At 54.1% G+C, this 25,123-nt stretch carries 20 protein-coding genes; 7 read left to right on the top strand and 13 right to left on the bottom strand.

The window, feature by feature from the left end:
* Positions 1 to 45 precede the first annotated feature (45 nt).
* Genes F3J37_RS20040 through F3J37_RS20025 form a run of 4 tightly spaced genes read left to right on the top strand, consistent with a single transcriptional unit; the run spans position 46 to position 3,441 of the window.
* Positions 46 to 783 carry an amino acid ABC transporter permease gene (locus F3J37_RS20040; protein WP_045833600.1) on the top strand — a complete coding sequence of 246 codons (738 nt, stop codon included), beginning with the start codon at positions 46 to 48 and terminating at the stop codon, positions 781 to 783.
* Positions 780 to 1,424, top strand: coding sequence for an amino acid ABC transporter permease (locus F3J37_RS20035; RefSeq protein ID WP_045815500.1), 645 nt, complete (start codon positions 780 to 782; stop codon positions 1,422 to 1,424). The genes F3J37_RS20040 and F3J37_RS20035 overlap by 4 nt, the downstream gene beginning before the upstream one ends.
* A complete protein-coding gene (locus tag F3J37_RS20030) occupies positions 1,421 to 2,158 on the top strand; it encodes an amino acid ABC transporter ATP-binding protein (protein WP_034822369.1) in 738 nt (245 codons plus the stop codon). Before F3J37_RS20035 ends, F3J37_RS20030 begins: the two co-directional genes overlap by 4 nt.
* Before the next feature lie 11 nt (positions 2,159 to 2,169).
* A complete protein-coding gene (locus tag F3J37_RS20025; RefSeq protein ID WP_166935270.1) occupies positions 2,170 to 3,441 on the top strand; it encodes an alanine racemase in 1,272 nt (423 codons plus the stop codon).
* A gap of 122 nt (positions 3,442 to 3,563) precedes the next feature.
* Here F3J37_RS20025 and F3J37_RS20020 read toward each other — a convergent pair whose 3' ends face one another.
* Both F3J37_RS20020 and F3J37_RS20015 read right to left on the bottom strand, forming a co-directional pair.
* Positions 3,564 to 4,259, bottom strand: coding sequence for an aspartate/glutamate racemase family protein (locus F3J37_RS20020; RefSeq protein WP_166935268.1), 696 nt, complete (start codon positions 4,257 to 4,259; stop codon positions 3,564 to 3,566).
* Between the two features lie 93 nt (positions 4,260 to 4,352).
* Positions 4,353 to 6,410 carry an FUSC family protein gene (locus F3J37_RS20015; protein WP_166935266.1) on the bottom strand — a complete coding sequence of 686 codons (2,058 nt, stop codon included), beginning with the start codon at positions 6,408 to 6,410 and terminating at the stop codon, positions 4,353 to 4,355.
* Positions 6,411 to 6,662: 252 nt separating this feature from the next.
* Here F3J37_RS20015 and F3J37_RS20010 point away from each other — a divergent pair, with 252 nt between their 5' ends.
* A complete protein-coding gene (locus tag F3J37_RS20010) occupies positions 6,663 to 7,610 on the top strand; it encodes a sulfonate ABC transporter substrate-binding protein (protein WP_166935264.1) in 948 nt (315 codons plus the stop codon).
* Positions 7,611 to 7,643: 33 nt separating this feature from the next.
* Here the strand turns inward: F3J37_RS20010 and F3J37_RS20005 are convergent, their stop codons facing one another.
* Positions 7,644 to 8,603 carry a quinone oxidoreductase family protein gene (locus F3J37_RS20005; protein ID WP_166935262.1) on the bottom strand — a complete coding sequence of 320 codons (960 nt, stop codon included), beginning with the start codon at positions 8,601 to 8,603 and terminating at the stop codon, positions 7,644 to 7,646.
* A 108-nt stretch (positions 8,604 to 8,711) separates the two neighbouring features.
* Between F3J37_RS20005 and F3J37_RS20000 the strand changes: the two genes are divergently transcribed.
* Positions 8,712 to 9,566 (top strand): LysR family transcriptional regulator, encoded by an 855-nt coding sequence (locus tag F3J37_RS20000; RefSeq protein WP_072226533.1) that lies wholly within the window; start codon positions 8,712 to 8,714, stop codon positions 9,564 to 9,566.
* 35 nt (positions 9,567 to 9,601) lie between these two features.
* Here F3J37_RS20000 and F3J37_RS19995 read toward each other — a convergent pair whose 3' ends face one another.
* From F3J37_RS19995 to ssuD, 8 genes are all read right to left on the bottom strand, one after another.
* The gene (locus F3J37_RS19995) at positions 9,602 to 10,816 is read right to left on the bottom strand and encodes an acyl-CoA dehydrogenase family protein (RefSeq protein WP_166935260.1); all 1,215 of its coding nucleotides are present in this window, start codon (positions 10,814 to 10,816) and stop codon (positions 9,602 to 9,604) included.
* Positions 10,817 to 10,818: 2 nt separating this feature from the next.
* Positions 10,819 to 12,252: an MFS transporter gene (locus tag F3J37_RS19990; protein WP_166935258.1), complete on the bottom strand. Its 1,434-nt coding sequence runs from the start codon at positions 12,250 to 12,252 to the stop codon at positions 10,819 to 10,821.
* A 175-nt stretch (positions 12,253 to 12,427) separates the two neighbouring features.
* Complete coding sequence (locus tag F3J37_RS19985) at positions 12,428 to 13,303, bottom strand: MetQ/NlpA family ABC transporter substrate-binding protein (RefSeq protein WP_166935256.1); 876 nt, start codon at positions 13,301 to 13,303, stop codon at positions 12,428 to 12,430.
* Entirely contained in the window at positions 13,300 to 13,998 is a 699-nt protein-coding gene (locus F3J37_RS19980) for a methionine ABC transporter permease (protein WP_166935254.1), read from the bottom strand. The genes F3J37_RS19985 and F3J37_RS19980 overlap by 4 nt, the downstream gene beginning before the upstream one ends.
* Positions 13,995 to 15,014 (bottom strand): methionine ABC transporter ATP-binding protein, encoded by a 1,020-nt coding sequence (locus F3J37_RS19975; protein WP_166935252.1) that lies wholly within the window; start codon positions 15,012 to 15,014, stop codon positions 13,995 to 13,997. The genes F3J37_RS19980 and F3J37_RS19975 overlap by 4 nt, the downstream gene beginning before the upstream one ends.
* Positions 15,011 to 16,405: an LLM class flavin-dependent oxidoreductase gene (locus tag F3J37_RS19970; RefSeq protein ID WP_166935250.1), complete on the bottom strand. Its 1,395-nt coding sequence runs from the start codon at positions 16,403 to 16,405 to the stop codon at positions 15,011 to 15,013. The genes F3J37_RS19975 and F3J37_RS19970 overlap by 4 nt, the downstream gene beginning before the upstream one ends.
* A 75-nt stretch (positions 16,406 to 16,480) precedes the next feature.
* Positions 16,481 to 17,887: an FAD/NAD(P)-binding protein gene (locus F3J37_RS19965; RefSeq protein ID WP_166935248.1), complete on the bottom strand. Its 1,407-nt coding sequence runs from the start codon at positions 17,885 to 17,887 to the stop codon at positions 16,481 to 16,483.
* A 14-nt stretch (positions 17,888 to 17,901) separates the two neighbouring features.
* Complete coding sequence (ssuD, locus tag F3J37_RS19960) at positions 17,902 to 19,074, bottom strand: FMNH2-dependent alkanesulfonate monooxygenase (RefSeq protein WP_166935246.1); 1,173 nt, start codon at positions 19,072 to 19,074, stop codon at positions 17,902 to 17,904.
* Between the two features lie 276 nt (positions 19,075 to 19,350).
* Between ssuD and F3J37_RS19955 the strand changes: the two genes are divergently transcribed.
* Positions 19,351 to 21,282, top strand: a complete 1,932-nt coding sequence (locus F3J37_RS19955) for a sigma-54-dependent Fis family transcriptional regulator (protein ID WP_370662135.1) — start codon at positions 19,351 to 19,353, stop codon at positions 21,280 to 21,282.
* 448 nt (positions 21,283 to 21,730) lie between these two features.
* Here F3J37_RS19955 and F3J37_RS19950 read toward each other — a convergent pair whose 3' ends face one another.
* Positions 21,731 to 22,702, bottom strand: a complete 972-nt coding sequence (locus F3J37_RS19950) for a ParB family protein (protein ID WP_166935242.1) — start codon at positions 22,700 to 22,702, stop codon at positions 21,731 to 21,733.
* A 7-nt stretch (positions 22,703 to 22,709) separates the two neighbouring features.
* Positions 22,710 to 23,909 (bottom strand): AAA family ATPase, encoded by a 1,200-nt coding sequence (locus F3J37_RS19945; protein WP_058960453.1) that lies wholly within the window; start codon positions 23,907 to 23,909, stop codon positions 22,710 to 22,712.
* Positions 23,910 to 25,123 lie beyond the last annotated feature (1,214 nt).

The following is a 25,123-nucleotide window of genomic DNA, read 5'->3' as shown; positions in this document are numbered from 1 at the left end:
GTGCGGCGCGGCAGTTGATGCCGCGCCGTTCGAAGGAGTCAAACCATGAGTTATCAATGGCTAACCCTCTGGCGCTATGCCGACACCTTTCTTGAGGCCGCATGGCTGACACTGCAGGTGACATTGCTGGCCTTCGTGCTGGCGGTAGCATTGGGTTTATTGTCGGCATTAGCGAAATCATCGCCTGTTGCTCCCCTGCGCTGGATCAGTCACTGCTACGTCGAGTTTATTCGCAACACGCCGGTGCTGCTGCAAATTTTCATCATCTTCTTTGGCCTGCCCTCGCTGGGCATCACCATGAGTGCCTTTACCGCCGGTGTGCTGGCGCTGGGCATCAACGTTGGCGCTTACTTGTCTGAAACCTTTCGTGCCGGGATTCAATCGGTGCCAAAAGGTCAGCTCGAAGCCGCTTATATTCTCGGCATCCCGCGTCGGCAAATCTTTCTCAGCGTGGTGCTGCCGCAGGCGGCACGCGCCGTATGGCCGGCGATCATCAACAACCTGATTCAGTTGCTGCTCGGTACTTCGCTGCTTTCTGCGATTGCCCTGCCAGAACTGACCGGCACCGCCACGGTGATCAACGCCCGCACTCTGCTGTATATCCAGACCTTTAGCGTTGTCGCGCTGGTCTATCTGGTGCTGAGCAATTTGTTCTCCTGGCTGGGCACGGTGGCAGGACGGCGCATGTTCCACCCGCCGCTGGTGACCCCGGTAAAAAAGTCCGCCTGGTGGTGGGCAAAAAAATGGCTGACTAATCCAGTGAAACAGGAGAATGCGCTATGAGCGAGCTTATCATCAGCTCTTTCCCCATCCTGCTGAAAGGACTGGGTATCACGCTGTTGCTGTCCATCGCCGCCATTATCGGCAGCACGTTACTGGGCTTACTGGCGGCCGTGTTGCGCACCAGCCGATTGCCGGTCGCCAAACAGATCGCCGTACTCTATACCGAGCTGTTTCGCGGTACGCCGGTGCTGATCACGCTGATGTTCATCTACTTCGGCGTGGCCTACTTCGGTTATGAGATCAATCTGTTTGCCGCCGGGATCCTCGGTTTGAGCATCTACCAGGGTGCTTATATCGCGGAAGTGTTCCGCGCCGGGATTGAAGCGGTACCGAAAGGACAGTGGGAAGTGTCCTGGATTCTCGGGCTTTCCAAACGTCAAACCTTCATGAGCGTGGTATTGCCCCAAACCCGTGGCATCGTGTTGCCGCCGCTGGCCGGTCAGTATCTTTCGCTGATTAAAGACACCTCAATCGTCAGCATGATCGGCATGTCCGAACTGATGCATCAGGGCCAGGCGATTGTCGATCGCATCGGCCAACCGGTGGTGATTTACGGCCTGGTTGCCCTGCTCTACTTCGCCATTTGCTTCCCGCTTTCACGTTGGGTTCAACATCATCAAACCAGGAGCCAGATATCATGAGCCAATCTGCGATTACGCTGAGCCGCATTACTAAATCATTTGGCTCCACTCAGGTGCTGAAAGAGATCAGTCTGGATGTTTCACCCGGCGAAGTGCTGGTGTTAATTGGTGCATCCGGCTCAGGAAAAAGTACGGTGCTGCGCATCATGAGCGGCTTAGAAACCGCTGATGGCGGCGAAATATGGGTCAACAAAGTGCCATTGCACGACCGTAAGCGCAGCAGCGAAATTTGCGGCCATGTCGGCATGGTGTTCCAGCAGTTCAACCTGTTCCCGCACAAAACCGCGCTGGGTAACGTCACCCTGGCGCTGATTAAAGCGCAAAAACTGTCGGAAGCGGAAGCCAACAAACGCGGCATGGCGGCACTGACTCGTGTTGGGCTGGCGGAACGCGCGCATCACTATCCGGCACAGCTTTCCGGTGGTCAGCAGCAGCGCGTCGCCATTGCGCGCGCGTTGGCGGTGGAACCGAAAATTATGTTCTTTGATGAAGCCACCTCCGCACTGGACCCGGAGCTGGTTGGCGAGGTGATGGAAGTGATGCGCAGCCTGGCGCGTGAAGGCATGACGATGGTGGTGGTGACGCACGAAATGGGCTTTGCCCGTAAAACGGCGGATCGCGTGGTGTTTATGGATCAAGGCGTTATCGCTGAGCAGGGTTCGCCGGAGCAAATCTTTGTTAATCCGCAGAACCCGCGCACTCAACAATTCTTATCGCGCGTGCTTGAGCACTAACAGGAGCCACTATGTCGATTCATTTTCCTCTGCAGGCAGACGGGTTACTGGATGCTCAACAACCTGCGCCACGGTTTAAATCGGTGTCGGGTGCAGGCGATCAGCCGTTAACGCCGGGCAGTAACGTGTTTACCAGTGATGAAGTGTTCTCCCCGTTGATGGTGATGAAGCAGTCAGCGCTGGAGAACAACCTCCACCAGCTTGCAACATTTTGCCAGGAGAACGGCATCATGCTGGCAGCGCACGGGAAAACCTCAATGTCGCCCGCGATCTTGCGCCGCGCCATTAGCGAAGGTGGCGCGTGGGGATTGGGTGCTGCCACGCCAGCACAGGTGCGCGCGCTGCGTCAGTTTGGCATCCGCAATGTGTTTCTCGCCAATGAGCTGGTCGATCCGGCGGGCATTCGCTGGATTGGTCAATGGCAGCAGCAGCATCCCGACCACGGTTTCCTCTGCTATGTGGATTCACTGCAGGGCGTAAAATTGCTGGAGCAGCATCTCGGCGATGCACAGATTTCTGTGTTGCTGGAGATGTCGGTGAGCGGTGGTCGCACCGGCTGCCGTTCCCAACAGGAAGCAATCAAGATTGCCGAAGCGATTAAAGACAGCCCTTCACTGCAGCTGGTGGGCGTGGCCGGTTATGAAGGTGCACTGGGGGCGGGTCGCGATGAAGCCGGTATTCAGCGCGTGAAAGCGTATTGTCAGATGATGATCAGCACCGCTGCACTGCTGGCAGATCATCAACTCTTCAGCAGCGATCACATCATCCTCAGCGCTGGCGGTGGCGCCTGGTTTGACGTGGTGACCGAATGCTTTACTGCCGCGACATTACCGCTGCCGATGACACCCTTGATTCGGTCCGGTGCCTATATGGCGCATGACAGCGGCTTGTATGCGCGCATTGCACCCTTCGCGCAACCGGGTTCGAGCCATCACTTCGATGCAGCGCTGGAGATTTGGGGGCGGGTATTGTCTCGTCCTGAGCCAGGATTGGCTTTTGTCGATTTTGGTCGGCGTGATGTGCCGTTCGACCAGGATCTGCCCAATCCATTGTGGATCCGCAACGCAGATGGCAGTGAACCGCGCGCGGCAACCCATCTGCGTATCAGTGACGTCAACGATCAACATGCGTATCTGCTGCTGCCCGATGATGAAACGTTGCAGCCGGGTGATTGGGTAGGATGCGGTATCTCTCATCCCTGCACCGCTTTTGATAAATGGCGCTATCTGCCACTGGTGGACGACGATTATTGCGTCACAGATTCACTGGAAACAGCATTCTGACCACAAAAAAGGCTGCCAACGTATTGGCAGCCAGTTCTGGCACATCCCTGTACGACCATGTGGGGTCAGACGTTGTGCCTTCAATGAGTACATAGTAACACACAAAATAATTAGCAGGATAATTATTTTATTACCAGAGCCAGTTTCACCGCATCCTCGGCATGAATCAACGTGGTATCAAACAGCGGCACGCTGGCATCTTCGGGCTTCACCAGCAGGGTAATTTCGGTGCAACCCAAAATGATCGCTTCGGCGCCCTGCGCCACCAGCTCAGCAATCACCTCACGATAACGCGCTCGCGACGACTCACGAATAATGCCAAGGCACAACTCCTGATAGATGATGTCATGCACCGTCTTCCGACCCGATTCATCCGGTACCAGCACATCAATGCCGGACTGCGCCAGACGGCCTTTGTAGAATTCCTGCTCCATGGTAAATGCCGTCGCCAGTAAGCCCACGCGCTTCACGCCCGCAGCCTGAATACGCTGCGCAGTCGCGTCGGCGATATGCAGCAGCGGGATAGCCACGGCATCGGTGATCTGATGAGCGACTTTGTGCATGGTGTTGGTGCAGAGCACGATAAAATCCGCCCCACCCTTTTCCAGACTGCACGCGGCCTCTGCCAGAATCTCACCGGCCTGCTGCCACTCACCCGCCACCTGTAACTTCTCGATTTCCTGAAAGTCGACGCTGTACATCAGGCTGCGCGCCGAGTGCAGTCCGCCAAGTTGCTGCTTCACCTGTTCATTGATGATGCGGTAGTAGAGCGCCGTCGATTCCCAACTCATTCCACCGATCAAACCGATCATTTTCATCTGCGATTATCCTTTATCAAGCCTGTTCAGCACTGTACGGGATTTGGCAGTCCGGTGCATGTCCCCTGCTCAAATACAGGGCTCACGGCACACTTATACACGGCCAACCTCAAGTGACGCGTTTTCCGGCCAGCGCGCTGAGGGAAACAGCGATAAGCGGATATTGAACAGATGGAACATCGGCGTAAACAACGCCTGTTCCTGTAATGTTCGCGCTTCTAAACCCAGCAGCAGGCGATTAAGTTCATGCAACAACGCCGAATGGGGCTGTGTCTGCAGGGATTTCAGCCTGCGTTTGAGGAACACACTCAGCTCATGGAACATCGCCGCACTCTCAATGCCATTCTCGGTCAGCAGCGCTTTGTGCCGCGTGTAATAGTCGTAACAGTTGGCACCAAGCCAGGCCTCGGCAATCAGATTGCCGCCGGAAACCAGATCGGGCGAGGGATCGACGCGCTTACGTGGCAAGATAATGTTGACCTTATCCAGCGTACGCGCCACAAATTGCTGCCGCGCCGTCATCGTCACCGTGTTGAGACGCAGCGTAGCGATAAACTGCAGCAGATCGCGGATCCCTTTGCGCACCGCGCGCTTCGCCGTCCACGACGGACGCTTGTTGCGGATTAGCAACGTCAGCACCAGCGCGATGACAATGCCCACCAGCGTCGAAATCATGGCGTTTACTATAAGCAGAAGATCGGGTTTGAAATGGTGGCTCATACCAATCAACCCTGGAATCTGCGTGGCGACAATCAGGCCAATCAAATTGGTTGCCGGGTTGGCAATCACCAATCCCAGCGCAAATAATCCGGGCGCAAGGCAGATGATCATCGCTTCAAACGTTACCGCCTGTGGTATCAACACGGTGACGTAGAGCAGACTGATCGCCATTGAGATCAATACGCCCTTCAGGAATAGCTTCATCGGCGCGATAGGACTGTCCAGCCCGGCAAAGAATGAGCAGAGTACCGCCGCCATCATCGGCGCAGTCGAGCCATCTTTCCAGCCGCTGCCGATCCAGAACAAGCAGGTGGCGAAAGTGGCCAGAAACGCAGTAAAGCAGGAAAGCAACAGCAAACCTTTATCGACATGCTTATGCGCACGCACGGTTTTTCCCGGCTTGACGGTCGGTGTCCACTCACTCACGCGCTCGCTGACGCTGTGATAGGCATTAGCGATACGCACGAAGTTGAGCAGGCGCTCCAGCAATCCAATCAACAAAATACTCTCTTCACTGTTGAGCCGCCCCTCCTGCCAGGCCTGCTTCAGCTGCGCCTGTGTAACGGTCAAAACATCGTGAATCTGAACCTGGTCATCGCCGTTCAGCCATAACAAAAATTGCTGGAATGCCTCTGCAACATAGTCCGGAAAACGGATTTCCTGCTGCGCCAGCAAATTAAGCCGCGACTCAATCGCTGTCAGCGTCGGAATCAAATAGGAAAGATGTTGATACTGCACGCTAACCAACCGCACCAGACGTCGCGCGGCATCGCCTTCATAAACACAGTGCGTAATCAGGGTTTCGACGTTGAGAGGATAGTTCGCCATCTGCACCAGAATATCTTCTCGTTCCACCGATTTATCAGCTGGCATCACCGTGACTAACTCGCTGCACAGCTTGCGCGCATTCTGGTACCACAGGCTGACGCTTTGCTCCAACAGACTGCGCATCGACACCGGCATGATTAAGCGGTGCACCAGGCTGCTGCAGATGATCGCCACCGTGATCTCTTCAATACGCGAAATCACCGTGTAGGTGATGGCCGAGGGTGACGTGACGTCGGGAAAGCCCATTATCGCCGCACTGTAACCAGCGAGCATAAACACATAGCTTTTCGGCGTGCGGTCATGCAGCGACAGGTAGAGACATGCCGCCACCCATAAAGAGATGCACAGGCTGAACAGCATCGGTGACTCTACCGTAGTGGGATAGATTAGCAGCGTAAACAGCCCACCCAGCAAGGTGCCGAAAAAGCGAAACACCGATTTCGATACGGTCGAACCCGAATAGAGTTGTGAGGCAACGTACACTGTAGTCAGTGACCAGGCCGGTTTATCGAGATTGAGTTCCAGAGCAATGTAAAAAGCCAGAAAGGCGGCAAGACAAGTTTTGGCAGAAAACAGCACTGCGCTTTGTGAAAACCACTTCATAGAGCGAAAGAAACCCATAGCAGGCAACGTAAGTGCCTATCCTGACAGAAGCATATCGAGATGACATTTTGATTTGTTATACAAATTATTACCGTGCTAATTATCTGGGCATCTATGCAAATCAAGATGACATGCTGATTACAGTGAATGATCTTGATCACAAAAAATTAGGTTATAAGCGATCGAAATTAGTTATTTATTGGTTATATAAGCGCTTTGCTATGGTGAGAAAAAATCCACAAGAGACTCATCATGCAAACAAAAATTCCTGCTCTGAGCGCGTTGGCGCTTAGCTTTGGCCTGCTCTCTGCGCACGCCTTTGCCGCTAAACCAGAAACCGTGACCATCGGCTATCAGAAAGCCAATATTTTTGCGCTGCTGAAGTATCGCGGCACGCTGGATGAAACCTTCAAGAAGGAAGGCATCAATGTCCGCTGGGTAGAGTTTCCGGCCGGGCCGCAGATGCTGGAAGGGCTAAACGTGGGCAGCATCGATTTAGCCGCCACCGGGGATGCTCCACCCGCTTTCGCGCAGGCTGCCAAAGCGGATTTGATTTACCTCGGTCACTCCCCTGCTAACCCCAAAACCGAAGCCATCGTGGTACCTAAAGATTCGCCGATCAAAAGCGTGGCGGATTTGAAAGGTAAGCGCGTTGGATTGAACAAGGGTTCTGACGTGAATTATTTGCTGGTGAAAGCGCTGGAAGATGCCGGACTGAATTATAAGGACGTGAAACCCGTTTACCTGCCACCAGCTGATGCGCGCGCCGCCTTCCAGAAAGGCGCGATTGATGCGTGGGTGATTTGGGATCCGTTCCTCGCGGAAGTGGAAGCGAATGCCGATGCACGTGAAATCCGCAATGCGGAAGGCCTGGTGCCGCATTACACCTTCTATCTCGCCAGCCGCCCCTTTGCCGAAGGCCATCCTGACACCGCGAAACAGGTGGTGGATGAATTGAGCAAATTGAGTGACTGGGCGAACGCCAATCAGGATGAGGCTGCCGCGATTCTGTCCAAATCGACCGGGTTAGATAAGGCAATCTGGCAGACCACGTTGAAACGCCTGCCGTATGGCGCCACGCGTATGACGCCGCAGGTATTTGATGAACAGCAGGCGTTAGCCGATACGTTTACCCGTGTCGGACTGCTGCCAGTGAAAGTGGATGTGCGCAGTGCGACCTGGTCACTGGATAAGCAGTGACCAGATAGTGTGCGGCCTTGCGGCCGCACACTGTTAAACAGTGATAAACACTCTGCCTAAACGCCCGCGCGTTTCTGCTCGTTGATGCGCTTCAACCACCTTTTCCAGCGGGAAAGTACTATCGATAGGCACGATCAGTTCGCCTTTCGCCGCCATCACCATTAGTTCATTCACCAAATCGCGGGCAATCTGTTTTTCACCCCATTCTGGTCCCAGCAAGCATCCGATCAACGTAATACGGTGCAACAGCAGATATTCCGCATCGACCATCTGATTACGTCCAGCGAGAATGCCGATCAGAACCGCCGACCCGCCGTCTTTTAATACTTCAATGCCATCTGACAATGCTGCGCCGCCGATGGTATCGATCAGCAAATCCACTTTATTGCCGCCCAGCAATTCCCGCACCTGCTCGCCAGCCTGCTTGTCACCCACCACAATGGCGTCATTGAGGCCAAATTCACGTAATTTTTCCAGTGATTCGGGACGCGTACCGGTTCCGATCACCCGGGCACCCATGCGGGATGCCAGTTGGACGGCAGCCATGCCCACCCCACCCGCCGCGCCGAGAATGAGCACGGTTTGGCCTGGCTGCAGCTGACCTAAATGAAACGCCCATGCAGCGGTGCCTGGCCCCACCGGAATGGCGGCAGCAATGCGCGCATCCAGGCCATCTGGAACAGGAAAACAGTTATAGGCAGCGACAGCGCGACGTTCTGCATAGGCACCTCGCCAGTTAAACGTTGCCACTTTCTGACCGATCTTAAATCCCGTCACGTTTGAACCGATGGCAAGAATGGTTCCTGCCGCCGCATAACCAAGTGACTCGCCCGCTTGTAAGTACTGACTATTGCGCGAAATGATATCGCCACCCTCAACACTAATGGCTTCCACCGCCACCAGCAGCTCATCCTGCGTAATCGAAGGTTCAACGACATCCACCAGTTGTAAAACCTCTGGACCTCCTGGTTGGGGGTAAGTGACTGCTTTCATCTCTGCTCTCCACACTGCTGAATACGAATAATGACCGGTAGATAAAGCGTAGCGAAGCTGATGATATGTTGGTAGGCTGCATTCACATGTATCAGACATAACCCCATCATGATATCGGACAATTTTGAACCCGCGCTGCTTCGTACTTTCGTTGCCGTTTGTCATCACCGCAGCCTGACACGCGCCGCCGAACAGGCCGGACGCGCCCAATCCGCACTCAGTGCACAGATTCGTCGACTAGAGGAACATACAGGCCAGCGTTTGCTGCGTCGTACAGGACGCGGCGTCGTCCCCACCAAAGAGGGAGAAGTGCTGCTCAGTTTTGCGGTGCGAATTCTCGCGTTGGGGGAAATGGCGGTCGCGCAACTGAGTGAAAGTACGCCCGCCGGCACGCTTCGCATCGGTATGTCCGAAGATGTGGCATCGAGTTTGCTCCCCTTTGCACTTGGCAGGCTGAGAAGATTGTGTCCGGGTCTGCACATCGAGCTTTCCATAGAGAGCGATCACATCCTCGCCAGACGTTGGCAGGAGAGCGCGTTTGATATGGTCTTGGGTCTGACCGCCGGTTTCAGCGAAGACCCGTTAACCAGTTGGGAGATCGACCTGCATTGGGTGTGCGGAATTGACTATCCCTGGGATAGCGCGCTGACGGTCGATGCTATTGTTTGCGGTGAACCTTGTTCATGGCGACGCTTGATGTTTGATGCGCTGATTGAAGCAGGCAAGGAGTTTAGGATCGCGGTAACCAGCTCCAACCTGGGTGCGATCATCCCCGCTGTTGAAGGCGGATTGGGTGTGGCCATGCTGCCAGCGGAACTCATTCGTCATGACAGTATGCGTCTGGTGAATGTCGCGCAGGCTCCGGTAAAAGTGACATATGGTTTGTTTGTCACGCGGCGGCCAAATTCCAATGTCACCACGGCGCTGAATGTGATTCAGGACAGTTTAAAAACGTTGTATTAGAAGTGGGCGGCTCAAGCCGCCCGGCATGAAATGTTTTACCCTTCCCCGCGCCCAATTTGCCAGATCCCTGTCGGCGGCGTCCCGTTAACCTTCCAGCCACCGATGTCACGTGCTTTATAGATCACCGGATTGTGTGACGAGACGGTACGCGCATTACGCCAGTGGCGGTCTAGCGCTTTGCTGATACGCGTATCCGACGCGCCGATCGCGTTAAACAACTCAGTTGCTGCGCGTGGTACCAGCTCACTGGCGATCACCTGTGCCTGACCCGCTTCAGCTTCTGCCAGCGCATTCACTGCCAGAAGTTGCGCTTCGTCGCTGCTTAAGTGCGCTTCATACGCTGATTGCAGTGAATGTGCGGCGCGGATCACCGTCGCTTCGACGGCAAACGCCAGGCTGGTGATCTCACCGATGACCTGTAGCACCTGCACATCCTGACGTGATGAATCGCCGTTGCTGTGGCTGTAAATACGATTGCGAGCGGCCACCGCTTTTGCACCATCGCGTGCGACTGCCCTCCCAATCCCGGCTAGTGTTGCCAATAGCACATGTTGATAGAACGCGGTTTGATAGCGGAAGCGCGTGGCGAAATCGAAGACGTGTTCCTGCTCGACGTGGGCGTTGTCAAAGCGTGTGGTGCCGCTGCCGGTCAAGCGCTGGCCGAAACCATCCCAATCGTCTTCACGCGTTATACCAGGTTGGTGAGTGCTTACCAGAGCGATGACATCACCCTGGTTATCGTTGCGTCGTGCATACACATCAATCCAGTCCGCAAACAACGTGCCCGTGCTGTAAAACTTCTCGCCGTTGAGCGTCCAGCCATTTGCGACGGGCGTGACACGGGTAATCACATCGCCGAGTTTCACCGCGCCAATTTCAGTCCAGCCGCTGCCCACCAGCTCGCCGTCGATAAAACGGCGGAACCAGCGATCGCGCTCAGCGCTGTTGGGCTGGTTGAGGCGGTCCTCGACAAAGGCAAAGTGCGCACGTAATGCCTGCGGCAGATTGGAATCCGCTTCCGCCAGTTCGGTGAGCAATTGGAACAGCTGCGGTAGCGATGCGCCCCACCCGCCCTGCTCTTTCGGGATGCGTACCGTGCCGAAGCCCGCCTCTTTTAACCAGGTGATTGCTTCATGGGGCAAGGTGCGGCTGCGTTCGCGCTCCACTGCGCCTTCAGCAATACGATCAAACAGTGGGCGAAAATGCGCCGCCAGCGCAGCGTAATCGGTGCCTGTAGAAAGTTGGCTCATAATCACTCCTGATGAGAAAGATCGTCGATGTCGTGGCGCGTCGGTTCGTGGCGCACCGCGAGCAGGAAAAAGATCGGGATGATGGCGGCAAGCGACACCACCCAGAACATATTGGTGCCCAGCGCCGCCTGCAGAATCGGCAGAATAAACAGCGCCAGCGCGCTGCCAATCCCTGACAGCGCACGACTGAAGCCCACGCCAGTAGCGCGAATGGAAGTTGGATAAGAGAGCGCCGGATAGACCATCAGCTGCGCACCCGGGCCAAAGCCTTCAGCAAACAACCACAAACCAAGCATCAGCACCGCAAACACAATCCCCGCAATCGCTTCAGGGTGCCCAATCAATGCCAATGCAATCAGTGCGAAGAACTGCAGTGCAAATCCGGCCATTGCTACATGGCGAGACGGATATTTCCAGGCCAGACGCATGCCCAGCAGACCGCCGGTGAAAGCAAACAGCGCGTTCAGGCCGAGCGATGCGGAGATCGTTTCAAACACGCCCGCGCCGAGGAACTGCGCGAGGATCGAAGGCAGGAAGAAGGCGATCGCGGTGTATTCAAACGAAATGCAGATGTTCATCACGCCTGCCACGATGGTGCGTTCACGCCAGGGTTTCTGGAACAGCACGCGGAAACTTACTTTGGGTGCCGCTTCCGCGGGTGGTGCTTCGGGTTCCGCTTCATGCGCATGAATACCGTAAGAGTCACGCAAAATGCGCACCGCAGACTTAAGATCGCCCTGATTGGCTGCCCACAGCGGTGATTCGTTCATAAATTTGCTGCGTACCGCGATGATCAACAACGCAGGAACGGCCCCGAACAGCAGCGATGCGCGCCACAACCAGTCAAGATGCTCTTTCGGTAACAGGAAGTAGAGCGCGAAGATCAGCAGGAAACACACCGTTGACGCGGCGTACCACATCGGGCACCAGGCGGCGAGTCGCGCGGCTTTGTTGCCTTTGCCTGCGAATTTAGAAAATTCCGCCAGGTAGGACATCGCCACGGGTAAATCGATACCCACGCCAATCCCCATCAGGAAACGTGCGCCAATCAGTACCCAGACATTGGGCGCTAATCCCGCTGCGATGGCGGAGACCACGAAGAACAGCATATCGGCCATAAACACCGAGTAACGGCCATATTTGTCGGTCAGCCAGCCACCAATGAGATTACCGACGATGGTGCCGACCATGATTGAGGACGTCACCAATCCGGTGAGAAGAGGAGAAAGCTGGAATTCGCGTACCACATCGTCAATTCCATAAGAGAGCGTGGTGAGATCGTAGGCATCGAGGAAGACGCCGCCGAGGGCGAGGAACACAATCATGCGCGCATAATTGTTTTTGTCACTGCGGGTGTTGATCAGCCTTGCCACATCACTGACCGAACGAACCGGCTCAGATGTCGGTAAGGTGTTTTCGAAAGAAACGGTACTCATAATGCCTCACGTTGTTTTTTAGTTGTGCAGGTGAGGTTGTTATAAGCGCTTACCCTTCAGGTCCAAAGCAACAAATATTGATATTAAATTGTTTAAAATCAATAATATGAAAAACTTTCAAACACAAAATCCCGGACGCGCATCGCGAGCCCGGGTGAAGGATAACACCAGGAAATTAGTCTGCAGAGACCGGCACTAATACGCCTTTAACTAACGGATCATCCGTCGTTTTCAGCCACTGCTGAACGCGAGGATCGGAGAACGCCTGTTTTAGCTTTACGATGTTCTCCTGCTCCAGATAGGGCGTACCAATCACCAGCTGCGAGGCAAAAGTACGCGGTGCCGGTGGGAACAGAATGCCTTTATCACGCTGCACTTTTCCGGCATCAAACTGAGAAACATAGCCAATCGCCGCGTCCACCGAATTCAACGCGCGTGGCATGGTTAGCAAATCGAGTTCTCTGAAGACGAAGCCATGCGGATTACCGACAATGTTTTTTAATTTGGCGGTACGCGGTTCAACCTTGGGATCGAGTGTGATCAACCCCTGACGCGCCAGCAGCCACAAGGCTTGTCCCTGGTTGGCGCCGTCATCCGGCACCACAATGGTGGCCCTCTGCGGCAGCTCAGCGATGGATTTATAGCGATCGGAGTAGACGCCGAATGCCCACTGGAACAGCGGTAAGGCAGAGGTGAGCTGGAAACCGTTGGCATCCACCACCTGCTTTAACCACCACTGGTGCTGATAGACGGTTGCCGCATATTGTCCTTGCGCCACGGCGCGATCCGCCTGCACCGGATCCTGCACGCCCACCGCTTCCAGCTTCAGGCCATAATCGGGCGCGATGTGCTTGCCGACATACTCGATCAATTTCTGTTCTCCCGCCATTGCCGGTTCAAAGTGGATTTGTAGCGTGGTGCCAAAGACCACCGCTTGCGGTTGCTGACTGCGCCAGAACCCTGCGGCGGCGGCCAATGCAATGACCACTATAATCAGTAGCAGCCACGGCCAGCGGCGCGTCTTACGTAACTCAAATTCTTGTGTTGTCATCGTGATATCCCCTGAGGATGGCGTAGAATTGCGACTAAACGGTCACCGATAAATTGAATGGTTTGTATCAAAGCGATCAGCACCACAATGGTGGCGATCATGATGTGGTTGTCGAAGCGCTGATAGCCGTACACCACGGCTAAATAGCCGATACCGCCCGCGCCGATGGTGCCAGCGATGGCGGAGTATTCGATCATGGAAATCAGGTTGAGGGTGATGGCGCCAACAACAGCAGGTAATGCCTCACTCAGCTGCGCCGAACGGATGATCTGCCAGCGCGACCCGCCGCATACCAAACCCACCGAGGTCACTTCGCCTGGCAGTTCACGCAACGCGTTATCCACCAGACGACCAAAGAACGGAATGCCCGCCGCAATCATCGGCACCACCGCCGCAGGGATACCGATGGTGGTGCCGGTCAGCCAGAAGGTGAACGGGATGATCGCCGCCATTAACACCAGAAACGGCAACGAGCGTCCCATATTCACGATCCAACTCAGCACCCGATAAATGCCGCGATGAGGAAATAATCCACGCACTGAGGTGTTGAATAGCACCACGCCAACGATACCGCCGAACGTCACCACGAACAGCATCACGATGCCGACCATCAGTGCGGTCTCACCTATCGCAGGTAACATCAATGCCGGAATTTCCAGCCACGGCGTGTCCTGACTTATCACGGAAACGCTCATACCGCCTCCCGCAACTGATGGACACTGCCCGAGACGCTGGCAACCAGTCCAAACTGTTCGAGCTGCGCCAGCAATCGCGCCAGTGGCACACGCTCTTGCTGGAAGTGAATGCCCACCTGCAAGCGTCCGGCCTGGATACCATTGACCTGCTCAACGTGCGCGCCAAGCAGATCGATGCGCAGATTGAACTGCACACTCAGACGCGAGATCCAGTCGCTGATGACCGGTACATCTGTGCGATAACTCAGTTGCAGAATCAATTCCGCCACGCCAGGTTGCGCCACCAGTGGGAACAAACGTTGCCCCAGTGACGAATCGGGCTGCGCCAGTAACTGCTTCAGCACGCCATAATGCACAATCTGCCCATCGCGAATTTCGGCAACCGCATCCGCCGCCTGACGCACTGCATCCATCTCGTGGGTGATCAGCACGATTGCCAGCTTGTAGTCGTCACGTAGTTTTTTCAGCAAGTCCAGCACAGCAACCGTGGCTTCAGGATCCAGTCCTGACGTCGCCTCGTCGGCCAGCAGCACGGCAGGGCGAAGCGCCAGGGCTCGCGCGATGCCAATCCGTTGACGCTGTCCCCCTGAAAGCTGGTCGGGATACGCTTTGGATTTATGGCTCAGTCCAACACTCTCCAGCAACTCACCGACACGCGCAGAAATATCCCGCTCGACCACACCGAGATAACGCAACGGCAGCGCGATGTTTTCCCAGGCGCTTTTGCGCTGCAGTAGGGCAGAAGATTGAAAAACGGTGCCAATCGAACGGCGCGCGCGACGCAGTGCTTCGCCATTCAGCCGCGAGAGATCGCTGCCATTGATGCGAATACTGCCCGCGCTGGGCTGCTCCAGTAAACTGATGCACTTCGCCAGCGTGGATTTTCCCGCGCCGCTGGGCCCAACGACAGCAGTGATGTTGGCCTGTGGTACCTGCAAGTTGATGGCTTTCAGCACCTCAGTGACGCGTCCATCCGCGGTGCGGTAATGCTTGCTCAGCTGGTCAATTTCAATCATATGACCTCCGGCAGTACCGAATTTTTCACCCGATAGCCCACGCCGGGATGCGGTTCGGTTAACTGTGGTCCGGCGTTAAACAGCTTCTCGCGCAGCGTACCTTCCGCATACGCCTTCTTATAAACACCGCGCTTTTGCAGCTCTGGGATCAGCAGTTCAACCACATCCTCAAAGGTTTCATGCGTTAATGCGTAGGCGAGGTTGAAACCATCAACGTCAGTGTCTTCCACCCAGCTTTGCAGTTCGTCGGCGACGGTTGCTGCACTGCCGACAATCAGCGGACCAAAGCCGCCAATGCCCACCCAATCCGCCAGCGCTTTTACCGTCCACTGACGATCAGGATCGGCGGTGGAGAAGGTTTCGACGGCTGACTGGATGGCATTGGTGTGAAGGTACTTCAGCACCTGGTCAGGTTGATATTGACCGAAGTCGATACCCGTCCAGCTAGATACCAGTGCCAGTGCACCCTCGTAGCTGACATAGCTTTGGTATTCTTTCCACTTCGCCTGCGCGGCGGCATCGGTCTCACCGACGATCACCGTTTGCAGATTGAAGATCAGGATGCTGCGCGGATCGCGCCCTGCTTCTGCTGCGCGGCGACGAATATCCGCGACGGTTTTCTTCAGCAGCACTTTCGACGGCGCGGCAACAAACACGCATTCAGCGTGCTCAGCGGCAAACTGTTTGCCTCGGCTCGATGCTCCCGCCTGATACAACACCGGCGTGCGCTGCGGTGACGGCTCACACAGGTGAATGCCCGGTACGTTGAAGAAGGTGCCCTGGTGATTGATGGGGTGAATTTTGCGGGGATCGCTGAAGATACGCCGTTCACGATCGCGCAATACCGCATCCTGTTCCCAACTGCCTTCCAGCAGCTTGTACACCACCTGCAAGTATTCATCGGCATAGTCGTAGCGGCTATCGTGATCGCTCTGCGCCTGATGACCAATATTGCGCGCCCCGCTCTCCAGATACGAGGTCACAATATTCCAGCCGATGCGCCCTTTGGTCAGGTGATCGAGCGTCGATAAACGGCGCGCAAAGGGATAAGGATGCTCAAACGATAGCGATGCGGTGAGACCAAAGCCGAGATGCTCGGTCACCAGCGCCATTGGGGTAATCAACGCCAGCGGATCGTTGACCGGTACCTGCGTCGCCTGACGAATCGCGGCATCGCCATTCCCGTTCAGCACATCGTAAATACCCAACACATCGGCGATAAACAAACCGTCAAATTTGCCACGCTCCAGCAGGCGCGCCAAATCGACCCAGTACTCCAGATCTTTGTATTGCCAGGAACGGTCGCGCGGATGCGCCCACAGGCCCGGTGATTGATGTCCGACACAGTTCATATCAAAAGCATTCAGGCGAATTTCACGTTGCGATGGCATAGCAATCTCCATAGCGAGGCCGTGATCGTGCGACGACCCGGCGTTCGTTAGTGTGTTTTTAGGATGTTTGAGAGATTAAGAAGCGTAAGGGGGACATCGCTCGTCTTGAGCGATGTGAAGATCTTCAAGAATTTGCTGAGCAACGGCAGCGGCGTGATCGGCAACCTGTGGCAGGCCCATCAACTCACCGAAACGCGCGCGGGCGGCGGGTCCGACTACGAGCAGGCGGGCGTTGGGCAACCCATGGTGATTCAGTGCGTGCGACTGCGCATCAACGTCGAGGCCAAAGCCAAGCTGATCACCGCGAATCAGGCCTTGTTCACTCAGCGAACGTAGCAGCGGCTGACTTTGTGTCAGCGCATCATGGCCCGGTCCGGTGGTGACGATCAGATGGTCGAGCAGGCGCGTTTTCATTTCACCCTGGCGTGTACGCAGCGTGATTGCCAGCTGGAGGCCCTGAGCAGTGATGGCGTCCAGTCTTGCTGCCAGCACCTGCAAGCTGCCCTGCTGCTGTCGTCTGGTGATTTCTGCAGACACCTGCGGCGCGATGCGATAGCGATGTACATCCCACCACGAACGCAAATGGCGCACAAAGCGCTGCTGCTCGCGCAGCGGCAACGATTGCCAGATGGTTTGGCCCTGCGCACGGACATCATCCAGCACGCGTTGCCAGGGTAATTGCTGCTGTGCCGCTCGGGCAACTTCATCCCTGATGTGATGCAGCCACAGACGCGCGCTGGGGACGTTCTGAGGCGCTAACGTCCATTCAGGCCACTCACCCTGCAGATTAGCGCGTGAGAGCTGTCCACGGCGTGAGAAAGCGGTTAACGGGCCTTGATGATGCCGCGTGCCTAATGAGGCAACCACATCCGCCATACTCAGGCCGGTTCCGATAATGGCAACGGCGGCGTCAGGATCTATCGCATCCAGCACGCCGGCTTGCCATGGATTGGCAATGAGCGCTGGGTGAGGGGCAAAGGGCTGCAGCGAGCGAGGCAAGGATGGCGGTGGGTGACTGATCGCTAACGCCAGCACATCGCCCTGTAGTGTCTCGCCATTGCTGAGTAACAGCTGCTGCCCTTCCCATGCAATGGCACTGGCCTGAACGTGCCGTAACTCAATCTGCGGATGCCGTTCCGCCGCGAGGGCAAACTGCTCTGCCAGGTAGCGACCAAACATCGCGCGCTGCGGATAGACTGATCCGTCATCACAATGGGCTACTGAATCCAGTGAACACTCAGGCTGCTGACGATACCAGCGGTCAAAGGCGCTCTGCTCATCGCCGCTGAGTTGCATGCGTGAAGCCGGGACGTTGATGCGATGCGCCGGTTCCTGCGTGGAGTAGGCCACCCCACCGCCCAGTTGCTCACGCGGTTCGACCACTGTAATCAGTAATGGAGAGGACGATTGCCGCGCGAGATGAATCGCCAGCGCCGTTCCGCTGAACCCGCCACCTGTGATGATGATGTGAGGTCGTGCCATCGTCTTCTCCTGCATTAGCTGGCGCTCGCCTGTTTTGAAGGACGTTTATCGCCACCAATGGTTTCGCCAAACGGGCCGGTGTTAATGGTGCGCGCACGCTGCTGCTGGCCATTTGCCAGCGGTAATAGCGGCAGCAGCAATTCTGCCACACGATGCGCCTCTTCCAGATGCGGGTATCCCGACAGGATGAAGTTGGTCACACCCAGTGCCTGATATTCCCGTATGCGCTCAGCCACCTGCTCAGGACTGCCGACTAAAGCCGTTCCGGCTCCGCCGCGCACCAGACCAACGCCTGCCCATAAGTTTGGTGAGATGTAGAGATTATCGCGGGAGCCTTTGTGCAGCGCGCTCATACGCGCCTGACCTGCCGAATCCATGCGCGCAAAGATCTTCTGCGCCTGCGCGATGGTGTCTTCATCCAGATGACCAATCAGTTTCTCCGCAGCCGCCTTCGCTTCCTGCTCTGTCTCACGCACAATGACATGCAGGCGGATGCCGTATTCCAGTTTGCGCCCGCGCGCTTTAGCACGTTCACAGACGACTGCCAGCTTTTCTGCGACCTGCTCCGGGGGCTCACCCCAGGTCAGATAGGTATCGATTTGCTCAGCGGCGACATCAATCGCGGCCTCCGACGAACCGCCAAAATAGAGCGCTGGGCCGTTTTCCTGCACTGGCGGAAACAACACCTCCGCACCTTCAACGTGAATATGCTGCCCTTCATAGTCAACCTTCTCTCCACGCATTAAACGGCTATACACATCGAGAAACTCTTTGGTGACTTCATAGCGTTCACTGTGATTGAGAAAGATGCCATCACCTTTGTTCTCAACCGGGTCACCGCCCGTCACCACGTTAATCAGCAAACGTCCTTCAGAGAGGCGATCCAGGGTTGTGGCCATACGCGCGGCCAGTGTCGGCGGTTGAAGTCCAGGGCGAACGGCGACCAGATAGCGCAGGCGTTTAGTGATGGGTGCCAGCGCAGACGCGACCAGCCACGAATCCTCGCAGCTTTTACCCGTGGGAATCAGCACGCCATAGAAACCGAGATTGTCGGCAGCTAATGCCCCCTGCTGTAAGTAAGCCAAATCAACCGGGCGCCCACCTTCCGTGGTACCGAGATAGCGTCCATCACCGTGCGTCGGGAGAAACCAGAAGACGTTAATATTCTTGTTTGTGGATTCGGCCATTATGCTTTTCCTATATAACTTTATTAAAAAATGGTCATTTCGGACTGATTATTTAGTTATATGGCTATTAGCGAAAAGCGTGCCAGCTTTGATTCTCTTGATAATGACGTTATTTCAGCAGGTTAGACCCTTACTGCGGTTTCTGTTTGTTGCATCGGCAACTTACCGCTTACAGCTATTGCTGCATATGCAACTGCTTATGCTTTTTTCCTGCTGTTCACAGTGAATAGCAACGTTTAGCGTGTGCTGATTCTCCTTAATGGACATCAAAAGATGCTGACCAACTATAGCAATTACGCTGATTCACCACGTTTAGTCGACCCGGCTTCTCTCGCTTTTCAATCATTGCTCGACAAATTCGCCCCCACTGACGCCACGGTATTGATTGTCGGCGAGACCGGCACGGGTAAGGAAGTTGTCGCACGCTATCTCAATCATCATAGCCAACGCCGCCATGGCCCCTTTCTCGCCGTTAACTGCGGTGCTTTAACTGAAAGTCTTGCCGAAGCCGAACTCTTTGGTCATGAGAAAGGGGCATTTACCGGCGCGACCCAGGCGCATCCCGGTTGGTTTGAATCTGCGCAGGGCGGCACTCTGCTGCTGGATGAGATTGGAGAGCTGAGTTTGTCGCTACAGGTCAAATTACTACGCGTATTACAGGAGCGCGAGATTACGCGCGTGGGTTCGCGCAAGCCGATTAAAGTCGATGTGCGTGTTATTGCGGCCACCCATGTTGATTTGGCACAGGCGATCCGCGAACGGCGATTCAGGGAAGACCTTTACTATCGCCTCAACATTGCGGTGGTGCCGCTGCCTCCGTTGCGACAGCGTCGTGATGATATCCCGCTGCTGGCGCAGCATTTCCTTTCGCTGTATGCACGTCGTTTAGGTCGACCGGTGCGTCGTTTGTCACCGGATGCTTTGGAAGTGCTGCTGGAGTACAGCTGGCCGGGCAATATTCGCGAGCTGGAAAATACGCTTCACAACGCAGTACTTCTGAGTCGGGAGGAGACGCTAACGCCAGCTCATTTGCGACTGACAAGATACAGTGAACAGGGATTTAACAACGCGGAAGCATCAACGCTTGATAACTTCCTGCGTCAACAACTCTCCACTAAGCCCAATCAACTGTTTGATCGCGTCATCACCAGCCTGATTACTCACGCGCTGGATTTCACTGAACACAATCAGACACAGGCCGCGGCGTTGCTTGGCATCAGCCGCCACACGCTGCGTACTCATCTTGCTCATCAGGGAATGATAAAAGGACGGCGTAAGGCGGCGAGTTGCATTGCAACTGCCTCTGCTGATGAGCCTCATCAGGAACGCGAGTTACGTATCGGTTATCAAAAATTCGGTAATCTTGGGGTATTAAAAGCACGGCAAAGTCTTGAGCAGTGCTTTGCACAGCAGGGCGTCAGCGTGTTGTGGAGCGAATTTCCTGCCGGGCCTCAACTGCTTTATGCCTTACAAAATAACGAGATCGATTTCGGTACCACCGGCGAGGTGCCGCCTATTTTCGCCCAAGCGAATGGCAATGCAGTGACCTACATCGCCTGGGAACCCCCTGCGCCCAGTAGCGTGGGGATAGTTGTCCCAATCGATAGCGATATACGTAGCATTGCTGATTTACGTGGTAAACGTATTTCGGTCAATAAAGGTTCTAACGTTCACTGGTTATTGCTGCAGCTGCTGGAAGAAGCAGGTATCGCCCTTAATGAACTCAAAGTGGTGTATGCGCCGCCGAAATATCCTCTGACGGCCAGTGATTATCTGGCGGTCGATGCATGGATGATGTGGGACCCCTTACTCAGTGCGGCGGAGAGCAATCCTGAGTTGCGCGTGCTGGCCAACGGTGAGGGGCGTGTACGCAACCACCAATTTTATCTGGCACGTCGCGATTATGTGGAAAAACATCACGACGTGGCCCATCAGCTAGTGGAGAGTTTACAGCAGACCGGCATTTTTATTGATAATAATCGGCAGGAAGCTGCTGGTCTGCTTGCGCAGGAATTGGGTCTTGACCTCTTGGCCGTTGAAAGAGCTTTAACACGACGCAGTCATAAAACCCGTTTAATGGTATTTGAAGTGATTAAAGAGCAACAAATCATCGCCGATCGTTTTTATGCATTGGGTCTGATAAACAAGCCTGTCCGTGTTCGGGAAGCGGTTTGGCAATCGCCCAGCGTTTTGTCACTTACAGCCTAACGACCCGAATAAAGTTATCCACCTTTTCTGTGGATAAATCATTGAATATCATCTGGCTAAACCGGGTTAGTACCCTCGATGCAGCGCTGAAATTTGCTGAAATGCTGGCGATTTCAGCCTGAAATTAATTTAAAAAACACTTTTAATTCAATTTATTAGCTGTGAAATCCTGATGGCGAATGAAGAAAATTTCAGGGCATTCGCAATCTAATTTCCTCTCCTGGATAGCCTTTGTTGATTTCCTATCCAGCTGGTTATTTTGCCTTCACCACAGATTCACTAAACTCTACGGCGCAAGATTGTTATGCATATAGACGGTGAAAAAGTTGGCGATTTCAGCCTGAAATTTCTACACAGGTTAGATATTTTTCATACAGTTAGCGATGAAATAGCACTGGCGAAAAGCTGAAATTCAGGCAAAAAAAAACCGCCCGAAGGCGGCATTTCGCTACTGATTGAGATATTTATTGAGTGTCTCGTTTATCACCCGATCCAACTCATCTTGTAATTCTTTCGACTGGCGATTGAATTCGTAGCTGAACATGCGGCCGCGAGTCTTCTTGCGGGCATAGCGATCTTTATCAGCAAACGTCCAGAGAGGCGTGGCGACCGCTTTGTCCTTTGCTGGCGACTGGATCAGTGTTTGGCTACCATTACGCACCAGACGCAAAATCCCATTTTTTACTTCATCTTCAGCCAGACCATCACGTGCGCAGACCGTATCGACATCCATGCCAATGGTATCAATTAAGGCTTCAACCGACTGACCAATCTCCTTAAGCTTCTCATACGCCTGCAGCAGCGTTTTGTAATCCGGGTAAGTTAACTCGGAATGATTTGGGAACAGGGTAACCAACTCCAGTGGTACGCTCGCGGCTTGCAACGCACGCGTAACTTTTGCCTGCGAGAGGCCTTCGCTCTGAGCAATCTCTTTCTGTGACAGGCCACTCTCCTTTAATGACAGCAGGCGCATCCCCACTTCACGCAGATTATGTTCGCGTGCGGTTTGGATGTCCTGCGCCAGACGACGTGCTTCATCTGCCGTGATGGCAACCTCAGTGACCAGCACATCCAGCCCAGTTTTGCAGTGCAAAGCGGCGGCACGGCGGCGGGAACCATCCAAAATTTCGATACGGTCGCCGCGCTTCACACCAATAGCAGGGAAGAACTGCTGCAATTTAATGGTGCGGATAATGTCGCGCAGCGATTCAGGCGTCAAACCTGACTGGTCGCGGCCATTCGTTTCCATTACCACATAGGTTTTTTCTTCAATTTCCTTCGCCGTAATGTGTTCAAGCGTGAACAGGGCACGTTTACCGGTCGAAAGGATAAAGGTTTGAGAATGTCCGCCTGAGGCATCCTCAGTCTGCAAAGGTGTCTGGCTGAAGGTACGGCCAATCGTGATTCGTTTTGCGCTCATAGTAACCTCAGTTCAGGCGAATAAATTCAATGCGATCAAATACGGCTTTAGCGAAATCTTCCGCTGCCGAACGCGCATTCTTTAAGGCTTCGGTGCTGCCCACATAGGTCGATGGGTTCGCAGAGATTACCGTATCAAACGACTCTCCACAGCGCTCAAAGCCGTCCAGGCGCGGTAAAGCAGCATCCAGCATGTCGCCGCCAAAGATCTCTTTTGCCAGGCTGTGACAAAGTTTGTGGTCCGCTTTATTCGACAGCTTAGACATAAAGCCGATGTTGCCTTGCAAGCGGCAGGATGCGCCTGATTCCTCAATGATGCCAATCAGTTCCGGCAGGCGCGTCAGATACTTCAACGTCGAGTGGAAATCAACTTGTGCTGGTGGAACTGGCGTCATCAGTAAATCAGATGCGGCAATGGCGTTCTTCAGGAAGGCATCCAGATGTGGGCCACTGTCGATGAAAATGAAGTCATAGTCTTTCTTCAGTTTTGCAACGACGTTGTCATACAGAACCGCATGCACATTCTGCGTAGGCAGATGCTCAGCACACAGTTCTTCCCAACGTGATGCAATGAAGGCGTCGTCAATGGAGGCCGGCAGTACGTCGACACCAGGAATAATCGATGGCACGATGAATTCATTAAGCAACTCTTCGCGGCCCACGTTTTGCAGCATCGCTTGCGCAGCTGTGGCTTCTACCAGTCCGACCGAACGCTCATGATTGAGGAACATGGTGGCAGAGGATTGCGGATCGAGGTCGATAACCAGAATGCGCAGATCTTCATACAACAGATGTGGGTGCGCACGCAGCGCATGGGCCAGTGAGACCGTTGAGACGGTTTTCGATACGCCACCTTTGAGATTACCAACAAACAGCGTGAATGCCTCTGCGTGACGATCGCGATACTTTGGCACGCCGCGATGATGGTAGATATCAATGATGTTTTGGATAGACATTGCGTACTTGGTAGAGCTGCCCGCCGCGCGTTTATCGAATGGATAGCCGTTCTCTTCCATTTCATTTACGGCGTAATCAACGCTCGCACGCGTTAATTTAGGGAGTTTGGCTAACGCCGCTTTGGCGTAAACCTGATAAAAAGTGTTTTCCTGCAACTCTTCTTTCTGCGCCTGAATCTGTTCCGTCAGGCTCATTAGCATTTTTTCTGAACGTTGTGCGACTTTCAGAACTTGCTTCTCATCGTTAGCCATACTTGCTCCACACATGTAGGATTTATGACTTTATACCGAAATCCTGCACATGAGGCAAATCTATCTCATCTAATGCGAAACATTTAGCGCTGTGAAAATACCTTGAGTAAGAGCGTGTTAGTGCAAACATTCACTGTAATCAGCGGAGATGTTTTAATCAGAGCGTAATAATGGATGAAAGTGTGAGCAACGCCTCATTCGCGTATTTGCTACAGCATTCACTGTAATCAGTAATTTGATCGTCCGTTGCACGAGAGTTGCGGGCAGGGTGATATGGCTGAAATCACAGCCTGCATTCACTATATTCGGCATAACATTCACTGTAATCAGTAAAAATTCACTGTAAGTGGTAATAGGTTCACTGTAATCAGTAAATAACTGCGCTACGTTCACTGTAATCAGTCATATTGATTTTCACGCTGAGCAGTTGAAAGCCAGGGCTCTCCATGACGAAATCGGCTGCAGGCGTTTTCGGTTGATAGAGAGACCTTAGTCCCAATATAAGCATTCACTATAATCAGTAGACTGCATATGGGGAGCATTGATTTAATCCGAGTGTTCACTGTAATCAGTAATCAACAGCTCGTATGGCTAGCTGGCATTCACTGTAATCAGCAATTTGTCTAAGCCACATTCAGACGTTCACTGTAATCAGCAACCCAAATCGTTCTCTCAGCGTAGCGTTCACTATAATCAGCAGTTTCGTCTTAAATGGATTCGCCATAATCGGCGGAAAGGGAAGGGCGTACGTGAGAACGTTCACTGTAATCAGTATGTGAGTCAGGCGTCAGGCGTCAGGAGTCAGGAGTCAGGAGTCAGGAGTCAGGAGTCAGGAGTCAGGAGTCAGGAGTCAGGAGTCAGGGATGTAAATACGGGCTAAAATGACTGTCAACATTCACTGTAATCAGTAACCCAATTTGCGTTTTCAGTTGTGATTCGTGGTTCGCGAATGCGGGTTTGTTGTGAGTGAGTGAGTGAGTGAGTGAGTGAGTAACGCTAAATCATCGGTGGCTTATGGCTGACTGTACGTGAGTGAAAACGGGTAGATGCTCAGCGTTGAGCATTGCAAGTACGCGATAGCGGGTAATGGAGTTGCCCCCGCTAAAACGGACACGGTTAATTTATAGCTAGTAGCGAACTTCTGTATTCCCTTGGTGACTGCATTTTCAGCCCTTTATGGGGATGCCAGTTATTATAGTCTTCCATCCATTCTG

The sequence above is a fragment of the Candidatus Pantoea communis genome, assembly GCF_011752685.1.
Lineage (GTDB): Bacteria > Pseudomonadota > Gammaproteobacteria > Enterobacterales > Enterobacteriaceae > Pantoea > Pantoea communis.
Note: the sequence above shows the minus strand (reverse complement) of the source record. Positions and strands in the feature narration are given on the sequence as shown.